At 27.6% G+C, this 23,246-nt stretch carries 18 protein-coding genes, 1 riboswitch and 1 other annotated feature; of the genes, 2 read left to right on the top strand and 16 right to left on the bottom strand.

Annotation, left to right across the window (positions count from 1 at the left end; translation table 11 throughout):
* Positions 1 to 32: 32 nt before the first annotated feature.
* Both IR151_RS06415 and IR151_RS06410 read right to left on the bottom strand, forming a co-directional pair.
* Positions 33 to 1,331: a bifunctional folylpolyglutamate synthase/dihydrofolate synthase gene (locus IR151_RS06415; protein ID WP_227433700.1), complete on the bottom strand. Its 1,299-nt coding sequence runs from the start codon at positions 1,329 to 1,331 to the stop codon at positions 33 to 35.
* 129 nt (positions 1,332 to 1,460) lie between these two features.
* Positions 1,461 to 2,483, bottom strand: a complete 1,023-nt coding sequence (locus IR151_RS06410) for a S8 family peptidase (RefSeq protein WP_227433699.1) — start codon at positions 2,481 to 2,483, stop codon at positions 1,461 to 1,463.
* 738 nt (positions 2,484 to 3,221) lie between these two features.
* Between IR151_RS06410 and IR151_RS06405 the strand changes: the two genes are divergently transcribed.
* Positions 3,222 to 3,935, top strand: a complete 714-nt coding sequence (locus tag IR151_RS06405) for an AzlC family ABC transporter permease (RefSeq protein WP_227433698.1) — start codon at positions 3,222 to 3,224, stop codon at positions 3,933 to 3,935.
* Entirely contained in the window at positions 3,928 to 4,251 is a 324-nt protein-coding gene (locus tag IR151_RS06400; RefSeq protein WP_227433697.1) for an AzlD domain-containing protein, read from the top strand. Before IR151_RS06405 ends, IR151_RS06400 begins: the two co-directional genes overlap by 8 nt.
* A gap of 256 nt (positions 4,252 to 4,507) precedes the next feature.
* Here the strand turns inward: IR151_RS06400 and rgaR are convergent, their stop codons facing one another.
* The 14 genes from rgaR to pepF all read right to left on the bottom strand — a co-directional run bounded on the left by rgaR (position 4,508) and on the right by pepF (position 23,228).
* Positions 4,508 to 5,218, bottom strand: a complete 711-nt coding sequence (gene rgaR / locus IR151_RS06395; RefSeq protein ID WP_227433696.1) for a two-component system response regulator RgaR — start codon at positions 5,216 to 5,218, stop codon at positions 4,508 to 4,510.
* Positions 5,219 to 5,637: 419 nt separating this feature from the next.
* Positions 5,638 to 8,304 (bottom strand): valine--tRNA ligase, encoded by a 2,667-nt coding sequence (locus IR151_RS06390; RefSeq protein WP_227433695.1) that lies wholly within the window; start codon positions 8,302 to 8,304, stop codon positions 5,638 to 5,640.
* 76 nt (positions 8,305 to 8,380) lie between these two features.
* Positions 8,381 to 8,645, bottom strand: a binding site (T-box leader).
* A gap of 320 nt (positions 8,646 to 8,965) precedes the next feature.
* The gene (locus IR151_RS06385; protein ID WP_227433694.1) at positions 8,966 to 9,793 is read right to left on the bottom strand and encodes a polysaccharide deacetylase family protein; all 828 of its coding nucleotides are present in this window, start codon (positions 9,791 to 9,793) and stop codon (positions 8,966 to 8,968) included.
* A gap of 47 nt (positions 9,794 to 9,840) precedes the next feature.
* Entirely contained in the window at positions 9,841 to 11,277 is a 1,437-nt protein-coding gene (locus tag IR151_RS06380) for a [Fe-Fe] hydrogenase large subunit C-terminal domain-containing protein (RefSeq protein WP_227433693.1), read from the bottom strand.
* Between the two features lie 83 nt (positions 11,278 to 11,360).
* On the bottom strand, positions 11,361 to 12,233 hold the full coding sequence (locus IR151_RS06375) for an FUSC family protein (RefSeq protein ID WP_227433692.1): 873 nt from the start codon (positions 12,231 to 12,233) through the stop codon (positions 11,361 to 11,363).
* Positions 12,234 to 12,389: 156 nt separating this feature from the next.
* On the bottom strand, positions 12,390 to 13,043 hold the full coding sequence (gene phoU / locus IR151_RS06370) for a phosphate signaling complex protein PhoU (RefSeq protein WP_227433691.1): 654 nt from the start codon (positions 13,041 to 13,043) through the stop codon (positions 12,390 to 12,392).
* A gap of 27 nt (positions 13,044 to 13,070) precedes the next feature.
* Positions 13,071 to 13,835 (bottom strand): phosphate ABC transporter ATP-binding protein PstB, encoded by a 765-nt coding sequence (gene pstB, locus IR151_RS06365; RefSeq protein WP_227433690.1) that lies wholly within the window; start codon positions 13,833 to 13,835, stop codon positions 13,071 to 13,073.
* Positions 13,836 to 13,853: 18 nt separating this feature from the next.
* Positions 13,854 to 14,678 (bottom strand): phosphate ABC transporter permease PstA, encoded by an 825-nt coding sequence (pstA, locus tag IR151_RS06360; RefSeq protein WP_227433689.1) that lies wholly within the window; start codon positions 14,676 to 14,678, stop codon positions 13,854 to 13,856.
* 1 nt (position 14,679) lies between these two features.
* The gene (gene pstC / locus IR151_RS06355) at positions 14,680 to 15,597 is read right to left on the bottom strand and encodes a phosphate ABC transporter permease subunit PstC (protein ID WP_227433688.1); all 918 of its coding nucleotides are present in this window, start codon (positions 15,595 to 15,597) and stop codon (positions 14,680 to 14,682) included.
* Between the two features lie 339 nt (positions 15,598 to 15,936).
* On the bottom strand, positions 15,937 to 16,617 hold the full coding sequence (locus tag IR151_RS06350; protein ID WP_227433687.1) for a response regulator transcription factor: 681 nt from the start codon (positions 16,615 to 16,617) through the stop codon (positions 15,937 to 15,939).
* A 49-nt stretch (positions 16,618 to 16,666) separates the two neighbouring features.
* Positions 16,667 to 18,682 (bottom strand): sensor histidine kinase, encoded by a 2,016-nt coding sequence (locus IR151_RS06345; RefSeq protein ID WP_227433686.1) that lies wholly within the window; start codon positions 18,680 to 18,682, stop codon positions 16,667 to 16,669.
* Positions 18,683 to 18,760: 78 nt separating this feature from the next.
* Entirely contained in the window at positions 18,761 to 19,438 is a 678-nt protein-coding gene (locus tag IR151_RS06340) for a response regulator transcription factor (protein ID WP_227433685.1), read from the bottom strand.
* 577 nt (positions 19,439 to 20,015) lie between these two features.
* Positions 20,016 to 20,099: riboswitch (cyclic di-GMP riboswitch) on the bottom strand.
* Positions 20,100 to 20,353: 254 nt separating this feature from the next.
* Positions 20,354 to 21,187, bottom strand: coding sequence for a phosphate ABC transporter substrate-binding protein (locus IR151_RS06335; protein ID WP_227433684.1), 834 nt, complete (start codon positions 21,185 to 21,187; stop codon positions 20,354 to 20,356).
* 256 nt (positions 21,188 to 21,443) lie between these two features.
* Positions 21,444 to 23,228, bottom strand: coding sequence for an oligoendopeptidase F (pepF, locus tag IR151_RS06330; protein ID WP_227433683.1), 1,785 nt, complete (start codon positions 23,226 to 23,228; stop codon positions 21,444 to 21,446).
* Between the last annotated feature and the right edge of the window lie 18 nt (positions 23,229 to 23,246).

The following is a 23,246-nucleotide window of genomic DNA, read 5'->3' as shown; positions in this document are numbered from 1 at the left end:
TATATTTATATCTATGTATTTATTTTATAAGATTATAATTTCTTTACCAAAGTTCTAACTGTGCCTATCATATATAAAGAACCTGCACTTATTATAATATCATCTTTGTTTGATGTTTCCAATGTATAATTAACTGCATCTTCTATTTCATGCTTTGATGTTACATCACTTACATATTTTAATATTTTTTCTTTTAATATATCTGAATTTATAGCTCTTGGATTATTAGGAGTTGTTGTCACTACTTTGCTAAATTTAGGCATTAGTATGTCCAAGACACCATCAATATCTTTATCTTCCAACATGCCTATTAATAAAGTTAGTTTTTTGTCTTTAAAATGTTTATCAAGTGCTTTTGCTAAAGATTTTGCTCCATCTTCGTTATGTGCTCCATCTATTATAAATATTGGACTTTCTTTTATCTTTTCTATTCTTCCTGGCCATTTAGTAGTTATAAGACCTTTTCTTATAGATTCTTCACTTATATTATCTAATTTTTTTATATCTTTTAGATATTTTAGTACACTCATTGCCAATATAGAATTATTTATTTGATGTTCACCTATCAACATTATTTCAAGATTCTTATAAGTTTCTCCCATTATATTACAGTCATATATTTGAAAGTTTATGTTTGATTTTTTTATATTTATATCATCAAAATTAACTTCTATGTATTTTGCATTTTTTTCTTTGCAAACTGACTTTATAACATCCTTTGCTTCATCAGTCTGGTCATATACAAGTACTATTCCATTTTCCTTTATTATACCAGCTTTTTCATATGCTATTTTTTCTATTGTATCTCCAAGTATTCCTGTATGGTCTAAACTTATAGATGTTATTACACTTACAAGTGATTTTGTTATTATATTTGTAGCATCATATCTTCCACCTAATCCAACTTCTAAAGCTACAAAATCTACTTTCTGCTCGGAATAGTAATAAAATGCCATTGCAGTAACCACTTCAAATTCAGTTGGATATGCATAACCTTGGCTTACCATGACTTCTATCTTTTCTTTTATTAAACCAATTATTCTAGCAACATCTTCTTGTGGTATATTCTCTCCATTTACTCTTATACGCTCAGTAAAAGTTTCTAGATATGGAGATGTGTATAAGCCGACCTTATATCCACTTTCTCTTAATATATTAGAAATAAAAGAACACACTGAACCTTTTCCATTAGTTCCAGCTACATGTATTATATTTAAAGTTTCTTGTGGATTTCCCAACAGTTCTAATAATTTTCCAATATTATCTAACCCTAATCTTATACCAAACTTATTGGTTTGTGATATATATTCTAATGCTTCTTCATATTTCATTATCTAATTCCCCCTGTATTGGCATTTTATTTTATGTTATCTAATTATAGTATATTTTTAACTTTTAATCTACTAACAAAGAATACATATAATCTAACACCTTCTACATTAAATTTAGTTAATAAATTTTTATTTATCTTTTGTATTTTTATATCTTTCTACTAATTCAGTTAATGTATATATTGAAACTAAGTCATATTTTGATATATCCATATAATTAAATTTCAAATCAAATCTTTTCTCTAATTTTTCTAATAGATTAAAACAATTATCATAAACTAATCCTATCTCTTTATTAAAAAGACTACATTGAAATAATTTTTCATTCTCAGCTTCAGTATTTAAACACTCTCTAATAACATCCGCAACTTCCATAAGCAGAGCATTTTCCTTATCATATAAATCCACTTTAAAATCTGGAATCCTACTATACTTATCTAAATCACGACTACTCCAACAATTTTTGGTTGCTAGAGACTCAAGTTTTTTATTTAACGCAGATACTGTTATGTTTGGTTCTTCTGACAATATTTTAGCTATTTTCCCAGTAAATTTTGCAGCTACATAACTATTACATTTTGGTGGCAATCTGAAAGAATTATTTATATCACAACTTATATATGAATTACTATCCATAACACATTGAACATCATATTTTTTATTGTACCAAAAAGAATTCTCTATATCTAAAGTAGAAGCCCTTACACCTATAACATTGTTAAACATAGCTGGATAACTCAAGTCAAAGTTATTGGCTAAGGAACATACTATTATCTTTCCTTTTCTAAACAATTCATAGCAAACTTCAAATAAACCTTTAACACTTTCTACACCTATAACTGATAAACTTAAGTTAATCAGTCTTATATTAGTATCCAAAAGGTATTTTAATGCCTCTTCAAGAACCTTTATATTTGCAATACTATCTTTACCTAAAACTTTTATCACAAATAGTTCTACATCTTCATACTCCTTTTTTATTATTGATGCACAAGCAGTTCCATGACCATCCTCATCATCAAATTTGTCTGATATAAAGATATAGTCATGCATACATTCAAAAGCAATTCCTCCAACTAAGTTATCTTTTAAGTAATCATGTTCTTTATCTATTCCTGTATCTAATACTGCAACCTTAACTTTATTATTCATATCACATATATTCTCCATTACTAAAAGTTTTTAATATATCTACATTAATAGTTCATCTTAAACTTTAATTTATGTGGCACAATTTATCTTTTAAATGCTATATTTGTTGCTAAAAACGTAAAATAAGTACACTATATACTTAATTCATCTTAATTATATCAATTATTGTCATTAAATTGTTAAATATTACGATAAAATTTTTAGATTTATATCACATTTTAGAATTATTTGTAAAAAGGGGACTGTCTTTTTTATTAGACAATCCCCTTGTATATTTTATTATTTATTATTCACAATTAATTATATTTCATATTTTGTAATTTAAATGTTATATATCTTAATTCTATTTATCTAGGGGAATAATTATCTTTATATGTTGTACAACCCATTTAAGCACTATTCTAAAAATTAATATCCGTAAGTAATATTAAAAAACTATATTTTGTTAGTATCTAAAAAATCCAATCAAATAAAATTTCTCTTGCATGTTAAATAATACCATATATCTATACATTATATCATATTTCAATAAATAAATTGCATAAAAGGAAATCTTTTAATAGAATTAAACTATTTATAAAATCATTACCATAAGTTCTACAGACTATAAGTGAATTTTTGATACTTACAGGCTACCATCTTAATCATTGATATAACTAGCTAAAATAGCTATAATAAAATGAAACAATTATTTATAGAATTTTATAAATATTCATTATTTTTAAGGGGTGATTGTATTTGAAAAAAGACATGTCAAAAAGAGAAATCTTAAAGGAAAGCTTTCTAGCATCAATCCCAATATTTCTAGGATATATTCCCTTAGGACTTATTTGTGGTATTATGCTTCAAAAATCAGGTCTACCAGCCTTCTATATATTGTTTATGTCATTTATAGTATTTGCTGGTAGCTCACAATTTGTAGCTGCTTCTATGCTCGCTTCAAACGGAAGTATTACTTCAATAATTTTAACTACATTTATATTGAATCTTCGCAACTTCCTAATGAGCTCTAACTTACATATACACATAAAAAATAAGAACATGAAATTTTTAATGTATTTTTGTCATGGTGTTACAGATGAAACATTTGCTATAAACTTAGAAAAATATACTTATGGAAATTGGACTGATACACATGCTTTATACTTAAATAACCTTTGTATAATAGTATGGGCTGTAAGTTGCTTCGTGGGTGCATTTCTTGGAGAGATTGTTCATATAAGCGATTCTGTTGCTGGCTTTCTGCTGACAGCTATGTTCATTACTCTAATAGTTAATCAAATTAAAAATAAAATATATGTACTTGTTTCTATACTTTCTATATTATTATCAGTAGTTTTATATACTTTCTTTAAGAATAGTTTAGTTATTATAATAGCATCTATTTTATCTGCTTTATTTGGTTTTTATATTCAAAAATTAACACATAGAAAGGAAGGCAACTATGAATAATAACTACATAATTATAGTTATCTTAGGCATGGCAATTGTTACTTATATTCCAAGAATTTTACCTATGATAATATTCTCAAAAAATGATATGCCTGAATCTATTAAAGATATCATGAAATTTATACCTATTGCTATACTTAGTTCACTAATAGCAAAAGATATTTTCTTTAATGGAGATAATCTATACCTTTCATTTACTAATCCTAAGATTATTTCAGGCATAATAGTACTATTAGTAGCTTATAAATTTAAATCTATTGCAGTATCAATAGCTGTAGGTGCAATATCCATATTTTTATTTGGAATTATATTATAATACTATATACAACATATGATATAGTACAAAATATAAAATATACTATATTGAGGTTAATATTTAAAAATTAAATTAATGCAGATTATAATTGGGATACCTTACATATAAAACAATATTGATAACTACTAAATTACCACTTTACATAATAGAAACTGTCTTAATATAGAAAATTTCTTCTACATTAAGACAGCTTTGAATCAATAGCTTTGTGATGACATTAAATATTTTTTACTATATTTCTTTACCTTTTTCAAAATTAATACATTATATCACATAACAAGCTTGTTAAAGTTGCTTTTAAATCTTTAAGTCTGTACTTACTAATAGGTATAAATTTTTCATTAATAGTAATCATATTGTCTCCAATATCTTCTATTCTTCTCAAGTTAACAATGAAACTTGTATGACATCTAAAAAAGCCATTTTCACACAATAACTTTTCCGCTTGTTTCATACTCATATTAGCTTTATAATCTCTACCTGATGTATGTACAACTAAATCTCTCTTTACAGTTTCAACATACAAAATAGAATCTATCAGTATTCTGTTAAATCCTTTTTTATTGTACAAAACTATATAACGCTCCTTCTTTCTTTGAAGGTTGTCAATACAAAGATTTACACCCATTGCGAAATTACTATACTCTATAGGTTTTACTAAATACCTATAAGCACGAACTTCATAACCTTGTGGGGCATACTCTGAAAAAGCTGTCGTAAATATAATCTCTACCTTTTCATCAAATTTTCTTATTTTTTTAGCCACCTCGATTCCATTAATATCTTTCATTTGGATATCCAAAAATATAATGTCAATTTTTTCTGGGTATTTGGAGAGTAAATCTTCTCCACAGGAAAATTCCAATATTTGATAATTTAGACACCTTTCAGACAACAGTTTTTCTGCAAACTCTTTTAGTATGCTTCTTTGTATTTTCTCGTCATCACATATAACTACCCTAAACATAATATCACCTCCAAATCTAAAATATCATTTAGTTTACTTTATTTCAATTTACAAACTGTATCTAACTAGCTTTATATTTAAATTTTGATATAAATTTAAATTGTCGATTAAATTACTCATAACAATTATTTTTGATATATAAACTTATTTTTTGACATATTTATCTTTTTTTTTAACTATACAACATAAAAAATATAGGAAAACAAACGCAACATGTATTTATTATCCTATATTAAATATTATAATATATCAATTTTTTATTGATTATAAAGTTCAAAAATATAAAATTAATACAGTCATAATAAGATAAAAATATCACATATCTCTAAAAAATTATAACATCATATTTATCTACATAGAAAGAAAAACATACAAAGAATACATATTTAGTACTCTTTGTATGTTTTTATCCCACACATTTATTTTACTTTAGTTTTTAAATTTGCTAATCTTTCCTCAACAGATTTAATCATTTCTTCAAATTTTTCTTTTTTAGCTTTTTCTTCTTCTATTAAGCTTTCAGGAGCTTTTGCTAAGAATCCTTGATTTGCAAGTTTTCCATTAACTCTCTTTATCTCTCCCTCTAACTTTTTCATTTCTTTAGATAGCCTTTCAATTTCTTTTTCAAAGTCAACTAATTCATTAAGAGGTATGAATATTTCAACACCATCAATAACTACACCAACTGCATCTTCTGGTACATTTGATTTGTCTTTTGCTATCTCAACAGTTGAAGCAGATGCTAAAGTTATAAAATAATCCTTACCAAGTTCAATAGTTTCTATCTTATCTTCACTTGGTACTATTATTAATTTAGCCTTCTTAGAAGGTGGTACATTCATTTCTGCTCTCACATTTCTTATACTTCTTATACCTTCCATTAATAAACTCATCATTTCTTCTTCATCAACCATATTATCTTCTTCATTATATTTTGGCCATTCAGATACTATTATACAACCTTCAACAGTAGGAAGATGAGTGTATATTTCCTCTGTTATAAATGGCATATATGGATGTAGTAATTTTAATATTTTTTCAAGTACATAAGTTAATGTATATAAAGCAGCAGACTTAGCATCTGTATCATCTCCATATAATCTAGGTTTAACCATTTCAATATACCAGTCACAGTATTCTGACCAAGTAAAATCATATATCTTTTGTAATGCTATCCCTAAATCAAATTTATCCATGTTATTAGTAGCTTCTTTTACAATATTATTGGCTCTTGATATTATCCATTTGTCAGCTAGAGTTAAATTATCTTTTACATTTTCTCTATTTATATTCTTAATTATCTCCTCATCAATATTCATAAATACAAATCTTGATGCATTCCACAATTTATTAGCAAAGTTTCTAGCAAATTCTACTCTTTCCATATAGAATCTCATATCATTTCCTGGGGAATTTCCAGTTGTTAATGTAAATCTTAGTGCATCAGCTCCATATTGCTCGATTATTTCTAATGGGTCGATACCATTTCCTAAAGATTTACTCATTTTTCTACCTTGAGAGTCTCTTACTAAGCCATGAACTAGTACATGGTCAAATGGCTTTTCATTCATACAGAACATACCTGCAAATGCCATTCTAACTACCCAGAAGAATATTATATCGTATCCTGTAACAAGTACACTTGTTGGATAATAATAATCTAATGCATCTGTCTTATTTGGCCATCCTAGGGTAGAGAAAGGCCATAATGCAGAACTAAACCAAGTATCTAGTGCGTCTTCATCTTGTTTAAAATGAGTGCTTCCACATTTAGGACATTTATCTGGCATCTTTTTAGCAACTACTATTTCTCCACACTCTTGACAATAGTAAGCTGGTATTTGATGACCCCACCATAATTGTCTTGATATACACCAATCTCTTATATTTTCTAACCATTGTAAATAAGTTTTATCAAATTTATCTGGAACAAATTCTAATTCTCCTTTTTTAAGAATATCTATAGCTGGTTTTGCAAGTTCTTCCATCTTAACAAACCATTGCTCTGATAATCTAGGCTCAATTACTGTATGGCATCTATAACAAGTTCCTACATTGTGATTATGCTCTTTTATCTTGATTAGATATCCTTGTTCTTTTAAGTCTGCTATGATGGCTTTTCTACACTCAAATCTATCCATACCTTCATATTTTCCACAAACTTCGTTCATAGTTCCATCTTCATTCATTGTATTTAATTGCTCAAGATTATGTCTTAAACCTACTTCAAAATCGTTAGGGTCATGAGCTGGAGTCATCTTAACAGCACCAGTTCCAAACTCTAAATCTACATAACTATCTGCAACTATTGGAAGTTCTCTTCCTACTAATGGAAGTATTGCTGTTTTTCCTATTAAGTGTTTGTATCTATCATCTTCTGGATTTACAGCTATACCAGTATCCCCTATCATTGTTTCAGGTCTAGTAGTAGCTATTTCCAAGAAGTCTTCACTATCTTTTAATGGATATTTTATATGATAAAAGTTTCCATCCTGCTCTTCATGCTCAACTTCTGCATCTGATAAAGTAGTTTTACAGTCTGGACACCAGTTTATTATTCTATTCCCTCTATATATATGTCCTTTTTCATATAGGTTTACAAAGAACTCTATAACTGCTTCATTGCAACCTTCATCCATAGTAAATCTTTCTTTATCCCAATCACAAGAATCTCCTAATTGTTTAAGCTGATTAACTATTTTTCCTCCAAATTCGTCTCTCCATGCCCAAGCTCTCTTCAAAAATTCTTCTCTTCCTATTTCGTATTTAGTCTTACCTTCTTCTTTTTTTATTCTTTCAACAACTTTAACTTCAGTTGCTATAGAAGCATGGTCAGTTCCTGGAAGCCAAAAAGCTTCATATCCATCCATACGTTTCCATCTAATAAGTATATCTTGAAGAGTATGGTCAAGAGCATGTCCCATGTGCAATTGACCTGTTATATTTGGAGGTGGCATCATTATTGTAAATGGTTTTTTATCTGGGTTTGGTTTAGATTTAAAATACCCTTCATCCATCCATTTTTTATATAGCCTAGCCTCAAAATCTTTAGGATTATAAGTTTTTGATAAGTTCGTATTTTCCATTGTATTGCCTCCTATATTTTTATAAATAAATTTTTTAAATATTTTTGGGAATAAAAAAGAGCCTTTCATCCTCTTTTAAAAGGACGAAAAGCTCGCGTTACCACCTTAATTCCAAAGATTAAAAATTCATCAACACATAATTAAATTAATAGTTAATGACAATCTTAATAACTTTGACTCTCAAAGAATTTAACGATTCTAACCGTCTAAACTTACTAATAGTTCAGTTTAGAAACTCCAAAGCTACATTCAGCAAACCTTATACTTAGAAAATCTTACAGCCAGTGAATTTTCCTCTCTTTTAGTAGTATTTACTTACTCCTCTTCTTCTTAGTCTTTAATATTATATATTATTATATACAAATATTATTCTCTTTGTCAATTATTTTTATTTTATTTTTTCTGAATTTTCCCAATTATCATTTTTTATATTCTATGCTAATTATTATAATCTATACTATTTTTTTAAATTATTTTGTTTTACATAGTCAATAATTATTCTATTACTTTATTGACATTTTTACTACTATTTTATCAATTTTATGTTAGTTTCACTTTATATGTTATTTTCCTATATGACATTTTAACTATAATATTTTAAATGTAATTAAGTTATGTATTATATTTTATAAATGCTTTATTTTATATTTTTTAAAGTTCACTATAGGTTTTCTTGCCAGAAGTTTTTAGGCATAACATTCTCTGTAATTGGCAATATAGTATATCCTCTCTCTTTTAAAATTCTTATCATATTATTTAAAGCATTTACACTTTGTTCTTTTTCATGAATTAATACTACTAATTCATCTCTTTTTCTTCCATAATATAAAATATTACTAACTATTTGACTTGTGGACGATTTCCAGTCTTGTGTATCTAAATTCCAATCCCAAATTAGGTAATTATTTGCCATAAGCTTATCGTATGAACCTTCTGGCATATATGGCTTACTTCCATATGGTAGTCTTATTAACTTTGAGCTTTGACCAGTTATATCCTGTAGCGTTTTATTACATGTGTCAAATTCTCCAACTGTTACTTCTGGACTCTTATACAACTTATGTATATCATGACTTACACTATGAAACCCTATCGAATTTTGTTCTTCTAAGACTCTCTTCACCTCTTCTTTGTGGTTTTTCATATTTTGATTAAGCATGAAAAATGTCGCTTTGACATCATTTTCTTTTAAAATATCGAGCAACGCATTTGTATATTTTGATGGTCCATCATCTATTGTTATGTATGCAACTTTTTCAGATGTAGCTCCTGGTCCTTTCCTCTCTTCTTGAGATGTTTTATATATAATTTCTCCTAAAGTGTTATTTTGAGAAAGTAATTCTAATGTAGTTTTATCTTTTGTATTGAGATTTTCAACTGGAACATTGTTAATTTTTTCTTCTAATAATGTCCCAGTTAAAATTAAAACAGCCACAAGAAATACACGTATAATTACATGAAAAACAGTTTTATTATCTTTAATTTTCATCCCCCATATCTCCCTTTTTATAAAAACATAAACTCAAACTAAAAAAATTATTTTTTATATTTATTGTCCTTCTTATTACTTTTTATGTCTCTGCTAAATATTTTCTTTACTTGTTCTTCTTCTTTTTCTCCCAATGATTCTACTCTCTTTATTCCCATAGAAGTTAAAAATTGTAGAACATTTAAATTATCAAATGGTGTTTCCATATTTGTACTTTCACTGTATTCATCAACATTCTTAGTACCTTCTTCTACACTTAAAATACGCTTAGGACCTCCCACACAACCTCCTACGCAACCCATTCCTTCTATGAAAGTAGCCTCTATCTCTTTATTTAAAACTTTCTTCAGACCATCCATACATTCTTTTGTTCCTTCAAATGCTTTTTCTTTAAACTTTATGTTTTTATCAATTCTTCTAACTGATAATTTGACTGCTTTACTTACACCCCCTGTTCTAGCATAAACTCTACCTGAAAGAGATGCTTCTACTCTATTACTTTCATCCATTACTGCTGGATTTAGTTCTAATGCATCAAATATTTCCTGTAATTCTTTAAACGTAAGTACAAAATCAACTGCATCCTTTATATCTTCCAACATTGCTTCTTTCTTCTTTGCCATACAAGGGCCTATAAATACAACTTTAGCCTCTGGATTTAAAATCTTTACAGCTCTACCACAAGCAATCATAGGTGACACAGATGGTGATACCTTATCTAATATTTGAGGAAAACTATTTTGTATTAAGCTAACCCAAATAGGGCAACAGCAACTAGTTATAAAGCATCCTTCTTCGTCCTTTTTCATATGCTCATAATAGTCATATGCTTCTTTTGCAGTAAGCATATCTGCTGCTAAAGCAACTTCTATCATATCTTCAAATCCTATCTTTTTTAATGCAGTTCTTAACTTACCAGGACTTACATCTTTTCCAAATTGACCTACAAAAGCTGGTGCGACTATTGCATATACGGGACTCTTTATATCTTTTAATAGCTTTATCATTGGTATGAATTCAATCTTATCTGATATCGCACCTAATTTACATCTTGACACACAATCACCACAGGCACTACATGTATCTTCCTCATTACAATTAATATGCTTATTTCTTATATTGCATGACTCATCTTCTTTATTATTTTCATCACAATATTTACAAGCATCTGATATTATAGATATTATTGGTCTTTTTACTTCATCCAAATTTACAGCTTCGTGCAATGCATCTTTTAGGTTTTTATCTGTATCTCCTGTTACATCCAATCCCATAGTTACCCTGATTAAATTCACCATAGTATCTTTGTCAAATTGATTATCAAAATGACTATCTAAATTTTCGTTTAACTCTTCACTTAAAATTTTTTCAGGCAAGTTTTCAATATCTTCTGTATCCTCATTCCATACTGCCTTTACAAGTTCTCCAAAAAGCTTCATTTTGTATCTTTCTAATATTTTAGAATTATCATTTATAGTATTCATAAAAAATAGTACCTCCGTAAATTAAACTTATATATGTTTAATATTTACAAAGATACTATTTTTTATTTATTATTTATTGACTATTATTGATATGACTTATTTAATTTTTTCAATAATTCTATTTCAAGCATTATTTTCATTAAATGATAGTTAAACACTGGACTTTTTTCTTCATCTACATTCCAATCCAGTTCATCCACACCATATGTTTTCTTAAGGTATTTATATGTATGCTCTTTTAAATAGAGTTTATTTTCTAGTAACTCTATAGATTGCATGTGAAAGTGGATTTCTCTACATATCCTTAAGGCATTTTCTATTTTTTCTATATTGGTTTCACTTAAACTATAGTCTAGCTCGTCGATAAGTTTTGAATATATTTCTTCCAATTTTTCTACTTCTTCTTCAAATTTTTCTACATCTAGATTTTCTTTTCTAAGTATTTTTTCTTCAATAAGCAACATTGAAAGTTCTTCTATTTTTTTAAACTCATCTATAACACTATTTAGGTAGTTTGGTCTAGCAACATAATAATTAACGAGTACACCAAATAAAACTCCTACAGATGTATCTAATACCCTGTGTAAAGAATAGTATACGGGGTCATTGTTTCCTACACCTAGATGTATGGCTAGAAAAGTGACACAGGCAACAACTACTGACTTTATTTTAAACAGATTACATAGATATATTGAACACATTACACCAAGACCACATAAAAATGGGTCTCCTGCTTTGGTGATAGCAAATAAAAATCCTATTATACCACCCAAAATAGTACCTTCTACTCTATTGATTCCTGTCTTTAAAGAACCTTTTACTGTGTCCTGAACAGAAATTATACATGCTACTAGAGAATAAAACATATTCTCAACCAAATAATTACCAAGAAGCATACATAAAGTTACACTAATTCCTGTCTTTATAGTCCTCATACCCATCTTTTGAAGTTTCAAATTTCCACCTCCTAAAAGCACCTTATATAAAATACGCATCCTCATATTTAATATGTTCCTAGTATATCACAATTTTTTAAATTTACCCATTAATCGCATTTTTTTAACAATTGCTTTTTAATTTAGACAATAAAAAAACTGCTATAAAGCAGTTTTTTATCCTATCTCTACCATTTTACCTTCAATTGCAAAGATTATTTTTTCACATACATTTGTTATATGGTCTCCAATTCGTTCAAGGTATCTTCCTATAAGTAAAAGTTTTACACCTTGATCTATTGTATTTGAATTTTCATGCATTATTTTTAAACAATCAATTTGTACTTGCTCATATAAATCATCTACAATGTCATCTTTACTTCCAACATTATAAGCTATACTTGCATCAAATGATATTAAAGCCTCTCTAGTTTGAGACATCATATTTTTACATTCCTTTGCCATTTTAGGTATATCTATCAACTCTTTTATATAAGCTTCTCCACCTATTTTCAACATTTCTCTAGCTATATTCGCTGCATAATCTCCAATTCGTTCTAATTCTATTGATATGTTTCCCAAAGAATAAATAAATCTTAAGTCTCTCGCCATTGGCTGTTTTAGCACTATTAATTCTATACTTTTATCTCTTATTTCTTCTCTCAATTTATTTATTTCTTCATCATCATCCACTACTTTTCTTGCACCTTCTAAATCTTTTTCTATCATACAAGTTACAGACTTTTCTATTGCCTCTTCACATTTTTCCATCATAAGTACTGTCTGCTCTTTTAAAGTATCAATACTTATATCTAAACTATTATTGACCATTGTCTAACTCCTTTATAGTTATATATTTTAACCGAATCTACCTGTTATATAGTCTTCTGTTCTTTTATCCACAGGAGTAGTAAACATAGTTTTTGTATCACTAAATTCTATAACCTCTCCATTTAGGAAAAAAGCTGTTTCATCTGATATACGAGCAGCTTGTTGCATATTATGTGTAACTATGACTATTGTATAGTCCTTTTTCAAATCTTCTATAAGTTCTTCTACTTTTAATGTTGAAATTGGGTCTAAAGCAGATGTAGGTTCATCCATAAGTATAACTTCTGGTCTCATAGCAATTGCTCTCGCTATACATATACGTTGTTGTTGTCCTCCAGATAATCCTAATGCAGATGATTTAAGCCTATCTTTAACTTCCTCCCAAATAGCTGCTCCCTTCAAACTTTCTTCTACTATCTTGTCTAGTTGCTTTTTATCTCTTAACCCATGCGTACGAGGTCCATATGCAACATTATCATATATACTCATAGGAAATGGATTGGGTTTTTGAAATACCATTCCTACTTTTGTACGAAGGTTTATAACATCATCTGAAGTATAGATATCTTCTCCATCAACGGAAATAGTCCCTGTAATTGTTACATTTTCTATTAGGTCATTCATTCTATTTAATGTTCTTATAAAAGTAGATTTTCCACATCCAGATGGACCTATTAAGGCAGTAACTTTATTTTCTTTTATATCCATATTTATTTTATTTAGAGCTTGTTTGTCACCATAAAATAAATCCAAATCTTTTACACTCATTTTTATTTTATTGATTAATTCCATCATTCACACCTCTTAAATTTAATAATTAGCCTTATTTAACTTCTTAGCAACAAATCTTGCTAACATATTTAATACTAATACAATTACTATTAAAACAATACCTATACTAGCTGCTGTCGCTATGTCTCCACTCTCTTTAGTTAGTAAGTATGAGTGTACAGTTAGTGTTCTTGCACTATCAAATATTCCTCCTGGCATCTTAGCTACAGTACCTGCTGTAAGTAGTATAGCAGCTGATTCTCCAATTATACGACCAACTGACAATATTACTCCTGACAAAATTCCTGGTACTGCACTTGGAAGTACTACTTTATATAAAGTTTGAAATTTAGTAGCTCCTAATGCTAGAGATGATTCCCTATATGATTGAGGAACTGTCTTTAAAGCTTCTTCTGTTGTACGAATTATTACTGGTAATATTATTATTGCAACTGTAAGTGACCCTGCAACTATTGAATATCCCATTTTTAAAGTAACTACAAAGAAAATTCCTCCAAATAATCCATAAACTATAGATGGTATTCCTGATAAACTTTCAGTGGCAAACCTTATAGCTGTAACTGCTTTTCCTTTTTTAGCATATTCTTGTAAATATATAGCTGCTAAGATTCCTATTGGTGTTGCTACAATTATAGAAACCAATACAGTATATAATGTTGTAATTATCATTGGGAATATACCACCATCACCTGATGCTGAATAATTACTAAATAAGAAGTTAAAATTCATATTTCCGATTCCCTTTATAAATATAAATCCTACTATAACTACTAGTGATACTATTGTAAATAATGCTGATAGATATACTAATAATTTCAATATATTCTCTCTGAACTTTCTCATCTTAATTTACCGCCTTATTTGAAAGTTTATTTAAAACTAAGTTTAAAATTAATATAAATGTAAACAATACTACTCCAGTTGCAAATAACATTTCTTGATGTGTCCCAAATGCATATCCCATTTCAAGTGCTATATTAGTTGTAAGTGGTCTTACACTATCTGTTATAGAAGTTGGCATAACTGGTGAATTTCCTGCAACAAGTATTACTGCCATTGTCTCTCCTAAAGCTCTTCCTACGCCTAGTACTACTGCTGCTAATACTCCAGACTTTGCAGCTGGTAATACAACTTTAAATATTGTTTCTATTTTTGATGCACCAAGTGCTAATGAACCCTCTTTATATGCTTTTGGTACTGCTCTTATAGCTGTTTCTGATACAGATATTATTGTTGGAAGCATCATTACTGCTAATACTATTATTATTGCTAATAAACTCTGTCCTTTTGGAAGATTAAATATACTTTGTATCATTGGAACTATTACTGCAAGGCCAAACACCCCATATAGTACTGAAGGTATACCTGCCAGAAGTTCAACTGCTGGTGACATTATTTTTGCTAATCTTTTAGGTGCTACTTCTGCTATAAATATAGATGTTAATATTCCAATTGGTACTCCTATTATAAGTGCACCAATTGTAGCAACTATTGATGCTGCTATCATAGATGATATTCCAAACTTATTAGCTGAAGGAACCCAATCCGCACCTGTTAAAAAATCTATAAATGAGTATCCCTCAAATATAAAAGGTCTTAACCCTTTATAAAATACAAATCCTATTATCAAAAGTAAACTTGCGACTGCTACTAAAGCACTTAATAGAAATATATTTTTTGCTACTTTTTCGACTATATATTTAGTCTTATTTCCATTATTGTCATTTTTTTCTAAACCTACTAACCTAGATTTTACTATCATAATATCCTCCCATTAAAATATACCTATTTATTTTCGTTCTGTATTTAAAATTTAAATTTTTATAAGTTCGTCATTATTAAATTTTCTATATTTTTATTCTACTTTTTTTAAGTTAAATCTATATTAGGTTTAAGTTAAACAAGTGTAAAATTATATTCACTTTTTTAACATTAATTTTACTTTTTGGACTATATTTGACATTTACTTTACAATTTAACTATATTTGGCAACAATAAAATAGCAGATATAAGTAATAATACGTACTACACGTAATTTATTATTTATATCTGCTATTAAAATTTGTTAACTAGATTTAACCTTTTATAATCTATATATTTATTATTCCTTATTAAAGTAATACCCTGCTCCTCTTATTGTTATGATTTTTTGAGGATTTTTGTAATCTTTCTCTATTTTCTTTCTCAGTCCGTTCACTGCAACTACTACACTATAATTATCCTCTAGATAATCATTTAACCATACATGTTCATATATCTCTTTGGTAGTTAAGGTCTTTTCTGGATTCTCTATAAAATAGTTCAACAACTTATTTTCTGTTGGAGTTAATTTTATTATTTTATCTTCTAATTTTATTACTCCACTTGTTCTATTGTATTCTTCTAATCTTGTATTGCTTTCATTGTTATTTATATATGAATTTACTCTTCTTAAAATTGCTTTTACCTTTGCATATAGTATTTCCAAATTTAAAGGTTTGATTAAATAATCATCACCACCAGAATTTAAAGCATTTAAAATACTTTGGTCTTCATTTATATAAGTCATATAAACAATCGGACACGTAGTTACATTTCTAATCTTTTTACATAAAGTCCATCCATCACCATCAGTTAAGATTATTTCTAAAAATATCAAATCGTATTTATTGCTAAATATTTTTCCAATAGCTTCTTCACAGTTATACGCCAAATCTACATTTATTCCTTTTTGCTCCAAGAAATTTTTTAATTCCTGGCAATTATTCTTGTCTCCATCTATTATTAATATCTTAGTTTGCATTATAATCACTCCTAAATATCATTATTCTTTTATATTAAATAACTATTTATTATAAAAAACATAAACTTAATTTTATTGTAAAAACAGTTCCTTTTCCCAACTCTGAATCTACAAAAATCTCTCCATCATGCTCTCTTATAATGGATTTAACAATATATAATCCTAACCCTTGACCTTTTGAAGTACTATTGTCCCTTTCTGTAAAGAATCGGTCAAATATCTTTGGTATATTTTCTGCTGGTATACCTTTACCATTATCAGAAATTTTAATAATTGCAAATCCATCTTCTTTATTCACTGACAAAATTATTTTCCCATCAAATGAAGTAAAGCTCAAAGCATTATAAATTAAATTTTCAAATGCTCTAGCCAATCTTTCTTTATTTACTTTTGCATATATTTTTTTATCTAATATATAAACTTCAAAATTTACACCACATGCTTGTGTATCTGGTAAATTATTTTCATATACCTCTTTAATAAAATCATTCAGACATATTTTTTCACTAAGACCAATTTTTTTATCTTGTAATGTAAATTCTTGTAAACTACGTACTCTATTTTGAACTTCATTTGATTTTTGGTTTATTGCATAAAGATAGGTTCTTGTCTCCTCATCTACATGAATATTCCCCACCTTTATTAAATCTATAAATGCCTGTATAGCTGAAACAGGTGCCTTTAAATCATGTGCTACATCTGCCAAGAATTTTTTACGTTCATTTAATAGTGTTGTAAGTTCATTAGTTCTTACTTCAACTTCATGCTCAAGATTTTGTGTGAGTTTTTCATTTTCTTTTATTATTATTCTATTTCTATTTATCATCATAATAGAAAACAAAATAACTATTAAAAAACCACAGTATTCTGTTTGCCATCCTGTAAATATAGGTTCAAACCTATTACTAGTCACTACATCAAATAATATACTGACACCAAACACTATGTTTGCTGAAACTAAAATATAGGAGCTTAATTGCTCAAAGTATGTTTTTTTATAAATTGAAACTATTGAAGACATCAATATATAAATAAATACAACATATTTATATATGTCTATTAATTTTCCATAGATATTAACAAAGTATATATCATATGGAAGAAGAATAACTGGTATCACAATGGATATGATACACATAGTAATTCCTAATGGTAAAATTAAAAATCTATATACTTTATTTCTTTCAATTTTGGATATATTTCCATTTATACAAATAATACATAAAACTGCTATAAAGTATGATGAATCTTCAACTGCATATGTAAAGTTCACTAAAGGAAGCCCCATTAAATGTATAAAAGGATATGACACGTGTATAGCAAAAAAAATACACATACATCCAAAGTATAAATATAGCTTGCTTTGTTTTGAAAGTACCCAAACAGCTAGAGAAAATATAGCTATTGCAATAGTTGTAAAACAAATAACACTATAAAAAACTAATCTATAAAATATCATATTACTTACATCTTTTGTTTTTCCTAATGCAGGTGGATAATACAAACCGCTATAATAATGTGAGAAATTGGACACATTGATTATAATTTCTGTATCTTTCTTTGCAACAAAACTTACTACTGCGTTTTTAATTTTAGGTCTATATCTTTCTGTACCTATATCTCCTAACTTAGAGACTATTTCACCATTTATCCAAACTTCACTTGAACAAAAGATTTCTGGAAGTTCTAGGCTTAGTACTTTGTCTTTACCTTCATTTTTTATCCTCATGCGATAAGTTGCATTTCCATATGGCGATTGTTTTTCTTTTCTCATGGAAAAATCTGGATATTGTCCTATAAAAATATATTCTGGTTTTATATCTTTCTCTCTAAAATCTTTTGGCTTAAATATCTTATGGTTATAAAATTCCCAATCATCTATTAGAAAAACAAGTTTATTTTTAGAAAAAGTATCCTCATCTATAGTTAAAATTCCATCACTTGCTCTAATAGACTTATATGTATATTTATTATCATATTTATAAAGAAAATTTAATCCTATTATTGCCAACAGAGAGACTATCAATACAATGAGAGTTCCTTTTAGTACATTAGACTTTTTCATTGCATTAACCACATCTCTTTCTTTTGTAGTAATATTAAATGATAAAATAAGAACTATTTATTGCTTACATTATCTTGCTTATGGTACAAACTTATATCCTTTACCCCACACGGTTTGAATATATTGATGCTCTCTGCTTAAAGAATTAATTTTTTTCCTCATCTGTGCAATATGAACTTGTACAGTATGTTGATCTCCAACATCAGGCATTTTCCAAACTTGATTATATATCTCTATTTTTGAAAATACTTGTTCTTTATTTTCAGCTAAAAATAATAGGATTTCAAACTCCATGGTGGTTAAGTCAATACCCTTTTCATCAAAGGTTACTTTTCTTGAATTTACATTTATTACTAGGGATGAAAACTTTAACACATTAGGAACTGATGTAATGTTTTTATATTGCCTCATCCGAGCATAGATTCTAAGTTCAAGTTCTTTTAAGCTATATGGCTTTGTTATATAATCATCTCCTCCAGATAAAAAACCTTGAACTCTTTCCTCTTCATGTTCGTAATTAGATAAAAATATTATAGGTATGTTAACCTTTTCTTTTATAGCATTACATATTTTATATCCATCTGAATCTGGTAGTGCAATATCTAGTATTATACAGTCTAAAACTATACTTTCTACTATCTTCATTGCACGTTTAGCAGTCTCTGCTGTGTATACGTTAAAACCTATGTTAGAAAAATAAATTTGATTTATGTTTAAAATATCAACATCATCATCTACAACTAATAAGTTATACATTACACCACTCCATTCAAAAATATTTTAATCATAATCTAAAGTTATAAGTATTACAAATTATAATGTTTTACCTCTTATCTAACTAATATTATTATTTTATAATATCTTTACAAACTAGACTATAAAACTTAAGTATTTTTGAATAATTCTTGAACATTGTCTTAAATATTAAGCATTCATTATTAAATACTAATCAAAGTCTCCGATTGTTGGAAAATGGAACTTAAAATCATTATATCTCATATATATACGATATTTATAGAAACTTGTCCATTAGCCAGTTTGAGTATTGATTTATACGATTTATATGGTTATAATATAAAATAAATTGTATTATTTTGGTAAGTACATTGTTATAAAAAAATTATATTATGTATTTTAATTGATTATAAAATTATTATATCTTCGTTATAATTGCATTATATTTTTAAAAAAATTTCCCTTTTCCAACAAAGGGCTACTTTGGCTAAATATAGCCATTTATATATATAAGTAAAGTTATTAAAGCTTATAATTTTCAAATTTCATATCAACTATGTTAAATTTAAAACAAAAAAAAGGCTATGTAATATAAAATTATATTCATAGCCGGTTGCACCACTAACTCCATATACCTCTAGATGCCCAATAATAAGATATACTTCTCAGTTTCTAAAATATTTTCATTAAACTTGTTTAAATTGTTCTGATAAATTTCATTTCTATTCTAACATTGTAATATTATCTTGTCAATATTTACATATTTTTTAAATATAATGTACTAACTATATATATTTTTTATTTAAAAATGTTTATATTTCTATCATCAATAATAGACAATACCCTGCAAGTTATAGTAGCATTTTTATAAGCTGACTTTGCAGGGTATCATATATTTTTTTATGTTAAGTTTTTATCTTAATAATTAGCTTTATCTTATTGATTAACTTTAATGAATCCTTTTTCTGAAACAAGTGCTTGTCCTTCATCACTCAATATATAGTCTATCAAAGCCTTACCTTTTTCTGATAATTTATCTTCTTTATTAACTAATATAAATGGTCTTGATATTGGATATTTATTAGCTATTACATTGGCATCAGTTGCATCAACATCATTTACTTTTAAACTATTTACTTTCTCATCAACATATCCAAATGATATATATCCTATAGCATTTTTATTTCCTTCAACTGTAGTTTTTATATTTCCTGAACCATCACTTATTTGTGCATCTTTAGTCAATTCTTCTGACTTGAATCCTACAATTTCTTGGAATCCATCTCTAGTTCCTGAACCTTCTTCTCTTGATACTATTACTATTGGTTCATCATTTCCGTTAACTTCTTTCCAGTTAGTTATCTTTCCTGTGTATATACCTTTTATTTGGTCCATTGTAAGATTTTTTACTGGGTTGTCTTTATTAGTTATTAATGCTATACCGTCTATTGCTATCTTAGTTTCCTTTAATCCAGCACTTTTTTCTTCATCTTTTAAATCTCTTGAACTCATACCTATTTCAGACGTTCCTTCTATTGCATTTTTTATACCTCCAGAAGAACCAATTTGTTGTACTTCTACACTAACACCTTGATTTTTTTCCTGAAACTTCTCTCCAATAGTTTCCATAAGAGGCCCTATTGAAGTTGAACCTGAAACAGAAACTTTATTTGAATCTCCTGAACCTCCAGAGTCAGAACCACATCCTACTGCTAAGACTCCAACCAACATTGTACTAGCTAAAAGAACTCCTATTTTCTTTTTGAACATTTTACTTACCCCCGCTTATATTTTAATTTTTTTGTTTTCATATTTGCTATATTTTAATAATACATATTTTTTGTTAAGTGAATATTAGAGCGAGGTTAAGTAAATGTAAATATTGTTAAATACATGTAAAAATTTAATTTTATATAGTATATTTAAAATTAGATTAATTTTTTTAAGTGTTTTCCAATCAACACTAGTATAATACATCATATAATATTCTTATAATTTTTTATCTAAGCTATTAATTTATCATATTTTATAATTCTTTTTCTAATTTATTAACCAAACTAGCAAACACATTTAAAGCTTCTTCTATAGATTGTTTTTTCGTCATATCTACACCAGCAGATTTCAATTGTTCTAAAGGATACTCTGACCCTCCACTTTTTAAGAAGTTTATATATCTATCTACAGCTTTACTACCTTCTGAAAGTATCTGTTGACTTAATGCACTTGCAGCAGAAAATCCTGTAGCATACTTATACACATAGAAATTTGAATAAAAATGTGGAATTCTTGCCCACTCTATCCCTATTTGCTCATCTACTATTGCAGATTTTCCATAATACTTCTCATTTAATTTATAGTATATATCAGTAAATTCATCAGCAGTAAGTGGCTCTCCACTTTCTACTCTTTCATGTACAATTTTTTCAAATTCAGCAAACATAGTTTGTCTATAAACAGTAGTCCTAAATTGCTCTAAATAATAATTTAATAGATATATAGTTTCATCTTTAGACTTAGAATTTTCTAATAAATAATTTATAAGAAGTAATTCATTTAATGTAGATGCAACTTCTGCAACAAATATTTTATAATCTGAATATAAAAATGGCTGACTTGTTCTCGAATAATGGCTATGGACAGAATGACCTAATTCATGAATTAATGTAAATAGAGAGTTAAGGTCATTTTTATAACTCATTAATATATAAGGATGTGAATCATAGCTTCCCCAAGAGTAAGCTCCTCCTTTTTTACCTTCATTATCATATACATCAATCCAACCTTCTTCAAATGCATTTTTTATAACTTTTAAGTATTCTTCTCCTAAAGGCTTAAGTGCCTCTAATATAATGCTCTGTGCTTTTTCATAAGGTATATCCATATCAAATTTATCAGTTAGAGGAACATATAAGTCATACATGTGTATTTCATTTAATCCCAAGAACTTCTTTTTAAGTTCAACATACTTATTCAAAGTAGGAATACTTTCATCTATTGCTGATATAAGATTATTATAAACCTCTAGGCTTACATCATCTGAAAATAGCGATGCTTCTATTGCTGAATTATATTTTCTAGTTTTTGCATAAAATATCTCTGACTTTATTCCACCATAAAGTGTTGAAGCAAATGTGTTTTTATATTTTCCATAAGTAGAAAATTCTCCTTCAAAAGCTTCTTTTCTAACTCTTCCATTTTTACTTTTTATAAATAGAGAATAGTTTGAATGTGAAAGTTTAACCTTATTACCTTTTTCATCCTCTATCTCAGGAAATTCCATATCTGCATATGCTAACATATCATATACATTTTCTGGAACTGTTGATAATTCAGATGTAGCTGCAAGTATTTCTTCTTCTTTTTCACTCAAAGTATGAGGCTTATCTCTCAATATATCTTTTATATATTTTGTATAAAATGATAACTTCTCATCTTTCAAATATTCATTTAATCTGTCTTCTTCTATAGACAGTATTTCTGGAACTATATAAGAAGTAGCCACTCCTAAATCAGTTGATAACATTTCTGTCTTAGTGGCTCTTCCTTGATTATCATTGATTCTAGTATCTTCATGTTGTTTCATATGAGTATATACATATAGATTTTGGATGATTCTAGATGCATTTTCAGAGATACTTAATACTTTGTATAAATTTTCCTTACTCTCAGAAAATTTACCTTTGTATTCTTTTACTTCTTGAATAAGATTTTTTACTTTACTTATGTCTTTTTCAATATCTTCTTTAGTAGAGTACATCTTATCTATTTTCCATTTGTATTTTTCTTCTATCGTACTTCTATCAGTTCCCATATTATACACCTCTATTTT

Source organism: Clostridioides sp. ES-S-0006-03 (assembly GCF_020662275.1).
In the GTDB taxonomy this organism is placed as follows: Bacteria; Bacillota; Clostridia; order Peptostreptococcales; family Peptostreptococcaceae; genus Clostridioides.
Note: the sequence above shows the minus strand (reverse complement) of the source record. Positions and strands in the feature narration are given on the sequence as shown.

Coding starts and splice junctions, on each gene's coding strand:
- IR151_RS06410 (WP_227433699.1), bottom strand. CDS start 2,483: ATGAATAATAAAGTTAAGGTTGCAGTATTAGATACAGGAATAGATAAA.
- IR151_RS06345 (WP_227433686.1), bottom strand. CDS start 18,682: ATGAAAAAGTCTAATGTACTAAAAGGAACTCTCATTGTATTGATAGTC.
- IR151_RS06380 (WP_227433693.1), bottom strand. CDS start 11,277: ATGAATACTATAAATGATAATTCTAAAATATTAGAAAGATACAAAATG.
- pepF (WP_227433683.1), bottom strand. CDS start 23,228: ATGGGAACTGATAGAAGTACGATAGAAGAAAAATACAAATGGAAAATA.
- IR151_RS06400 (WP_227433697.1), top strand. CDS start 3,928: ATGAATAATAACTACATAATTATAGTTATCTTAGGCATGGCAATTGTT.
- IR151_RS06390 (WP_227433695.1), bottom strand. CDS start 8,304: ATGGAAAATACGAACTTATCAAAAACTTATAATCCTAAAGATTTTGAG.
- pstB (WP_227433690.1), bottom strand. CDS start 13,835: ATGGAATTAATCAATAAAATAAAAATGAGTGTAAAAGATTTGGATTTA.
- IR151_RS06340 (WP_227433685.1), bottom strand. CDS start 19,438: ATGTATAACTTATTAGTTGTAGATGATGATGTTGATATTTTAAACATA.
- IR151_RS06385 (WP_227433694.1), bottom strand. CDS start 9,793: ATGAAAATTAAAGATAATAAAACTGTTTTTCATGTAATTATACGTGTA.
- IR151_RS06415 (WP_227433700.1), bottom strand. CDS start 1,331: ATGAAATATGAAGAAGCATTAGAATATATATCACAAACCAATAAGTTT.
- rgaR (WP_227433696.1), bottom strand. CDS start 5,218: ATGTTTAGGGTAGTTATATGTGATGACGAGAAAATACAAAGAAGCATA.
- pstC (WP_227433688.1), bottom strand. CDS start 15,597: ATGATAGTAAAATCTAGGTTAGTAGGTTTAGAAAAAAATGACAATAAT.
- pstA (WP_227433689.1), bottom strand. CDS start 14,678: ATGAGAAAGTTCAGAGAGAATATATTGAAATTATTAGTATATCTATCA.
- IR151_RS06350 (WP_227433687.1), bottom strand. CDS start 16,617: ATGCAAACTAAGATATTAATAATAGATGGAGACAAGAATAATTGCCAG.
- IR151_RS06335 (WP_227433684.1), bottom strand. CDS start 21,187: ATGTTCAAAAAGAAAATAGGAGTTCTTTTAGCTAGTACAATGTTGGTT.
- phoU (WP_227433691.1), bottom strand. CDS start 13,043: ATGGTCAATAATAGTTTAGATATAAGTATTGATACTTTAAAAGAGCAG.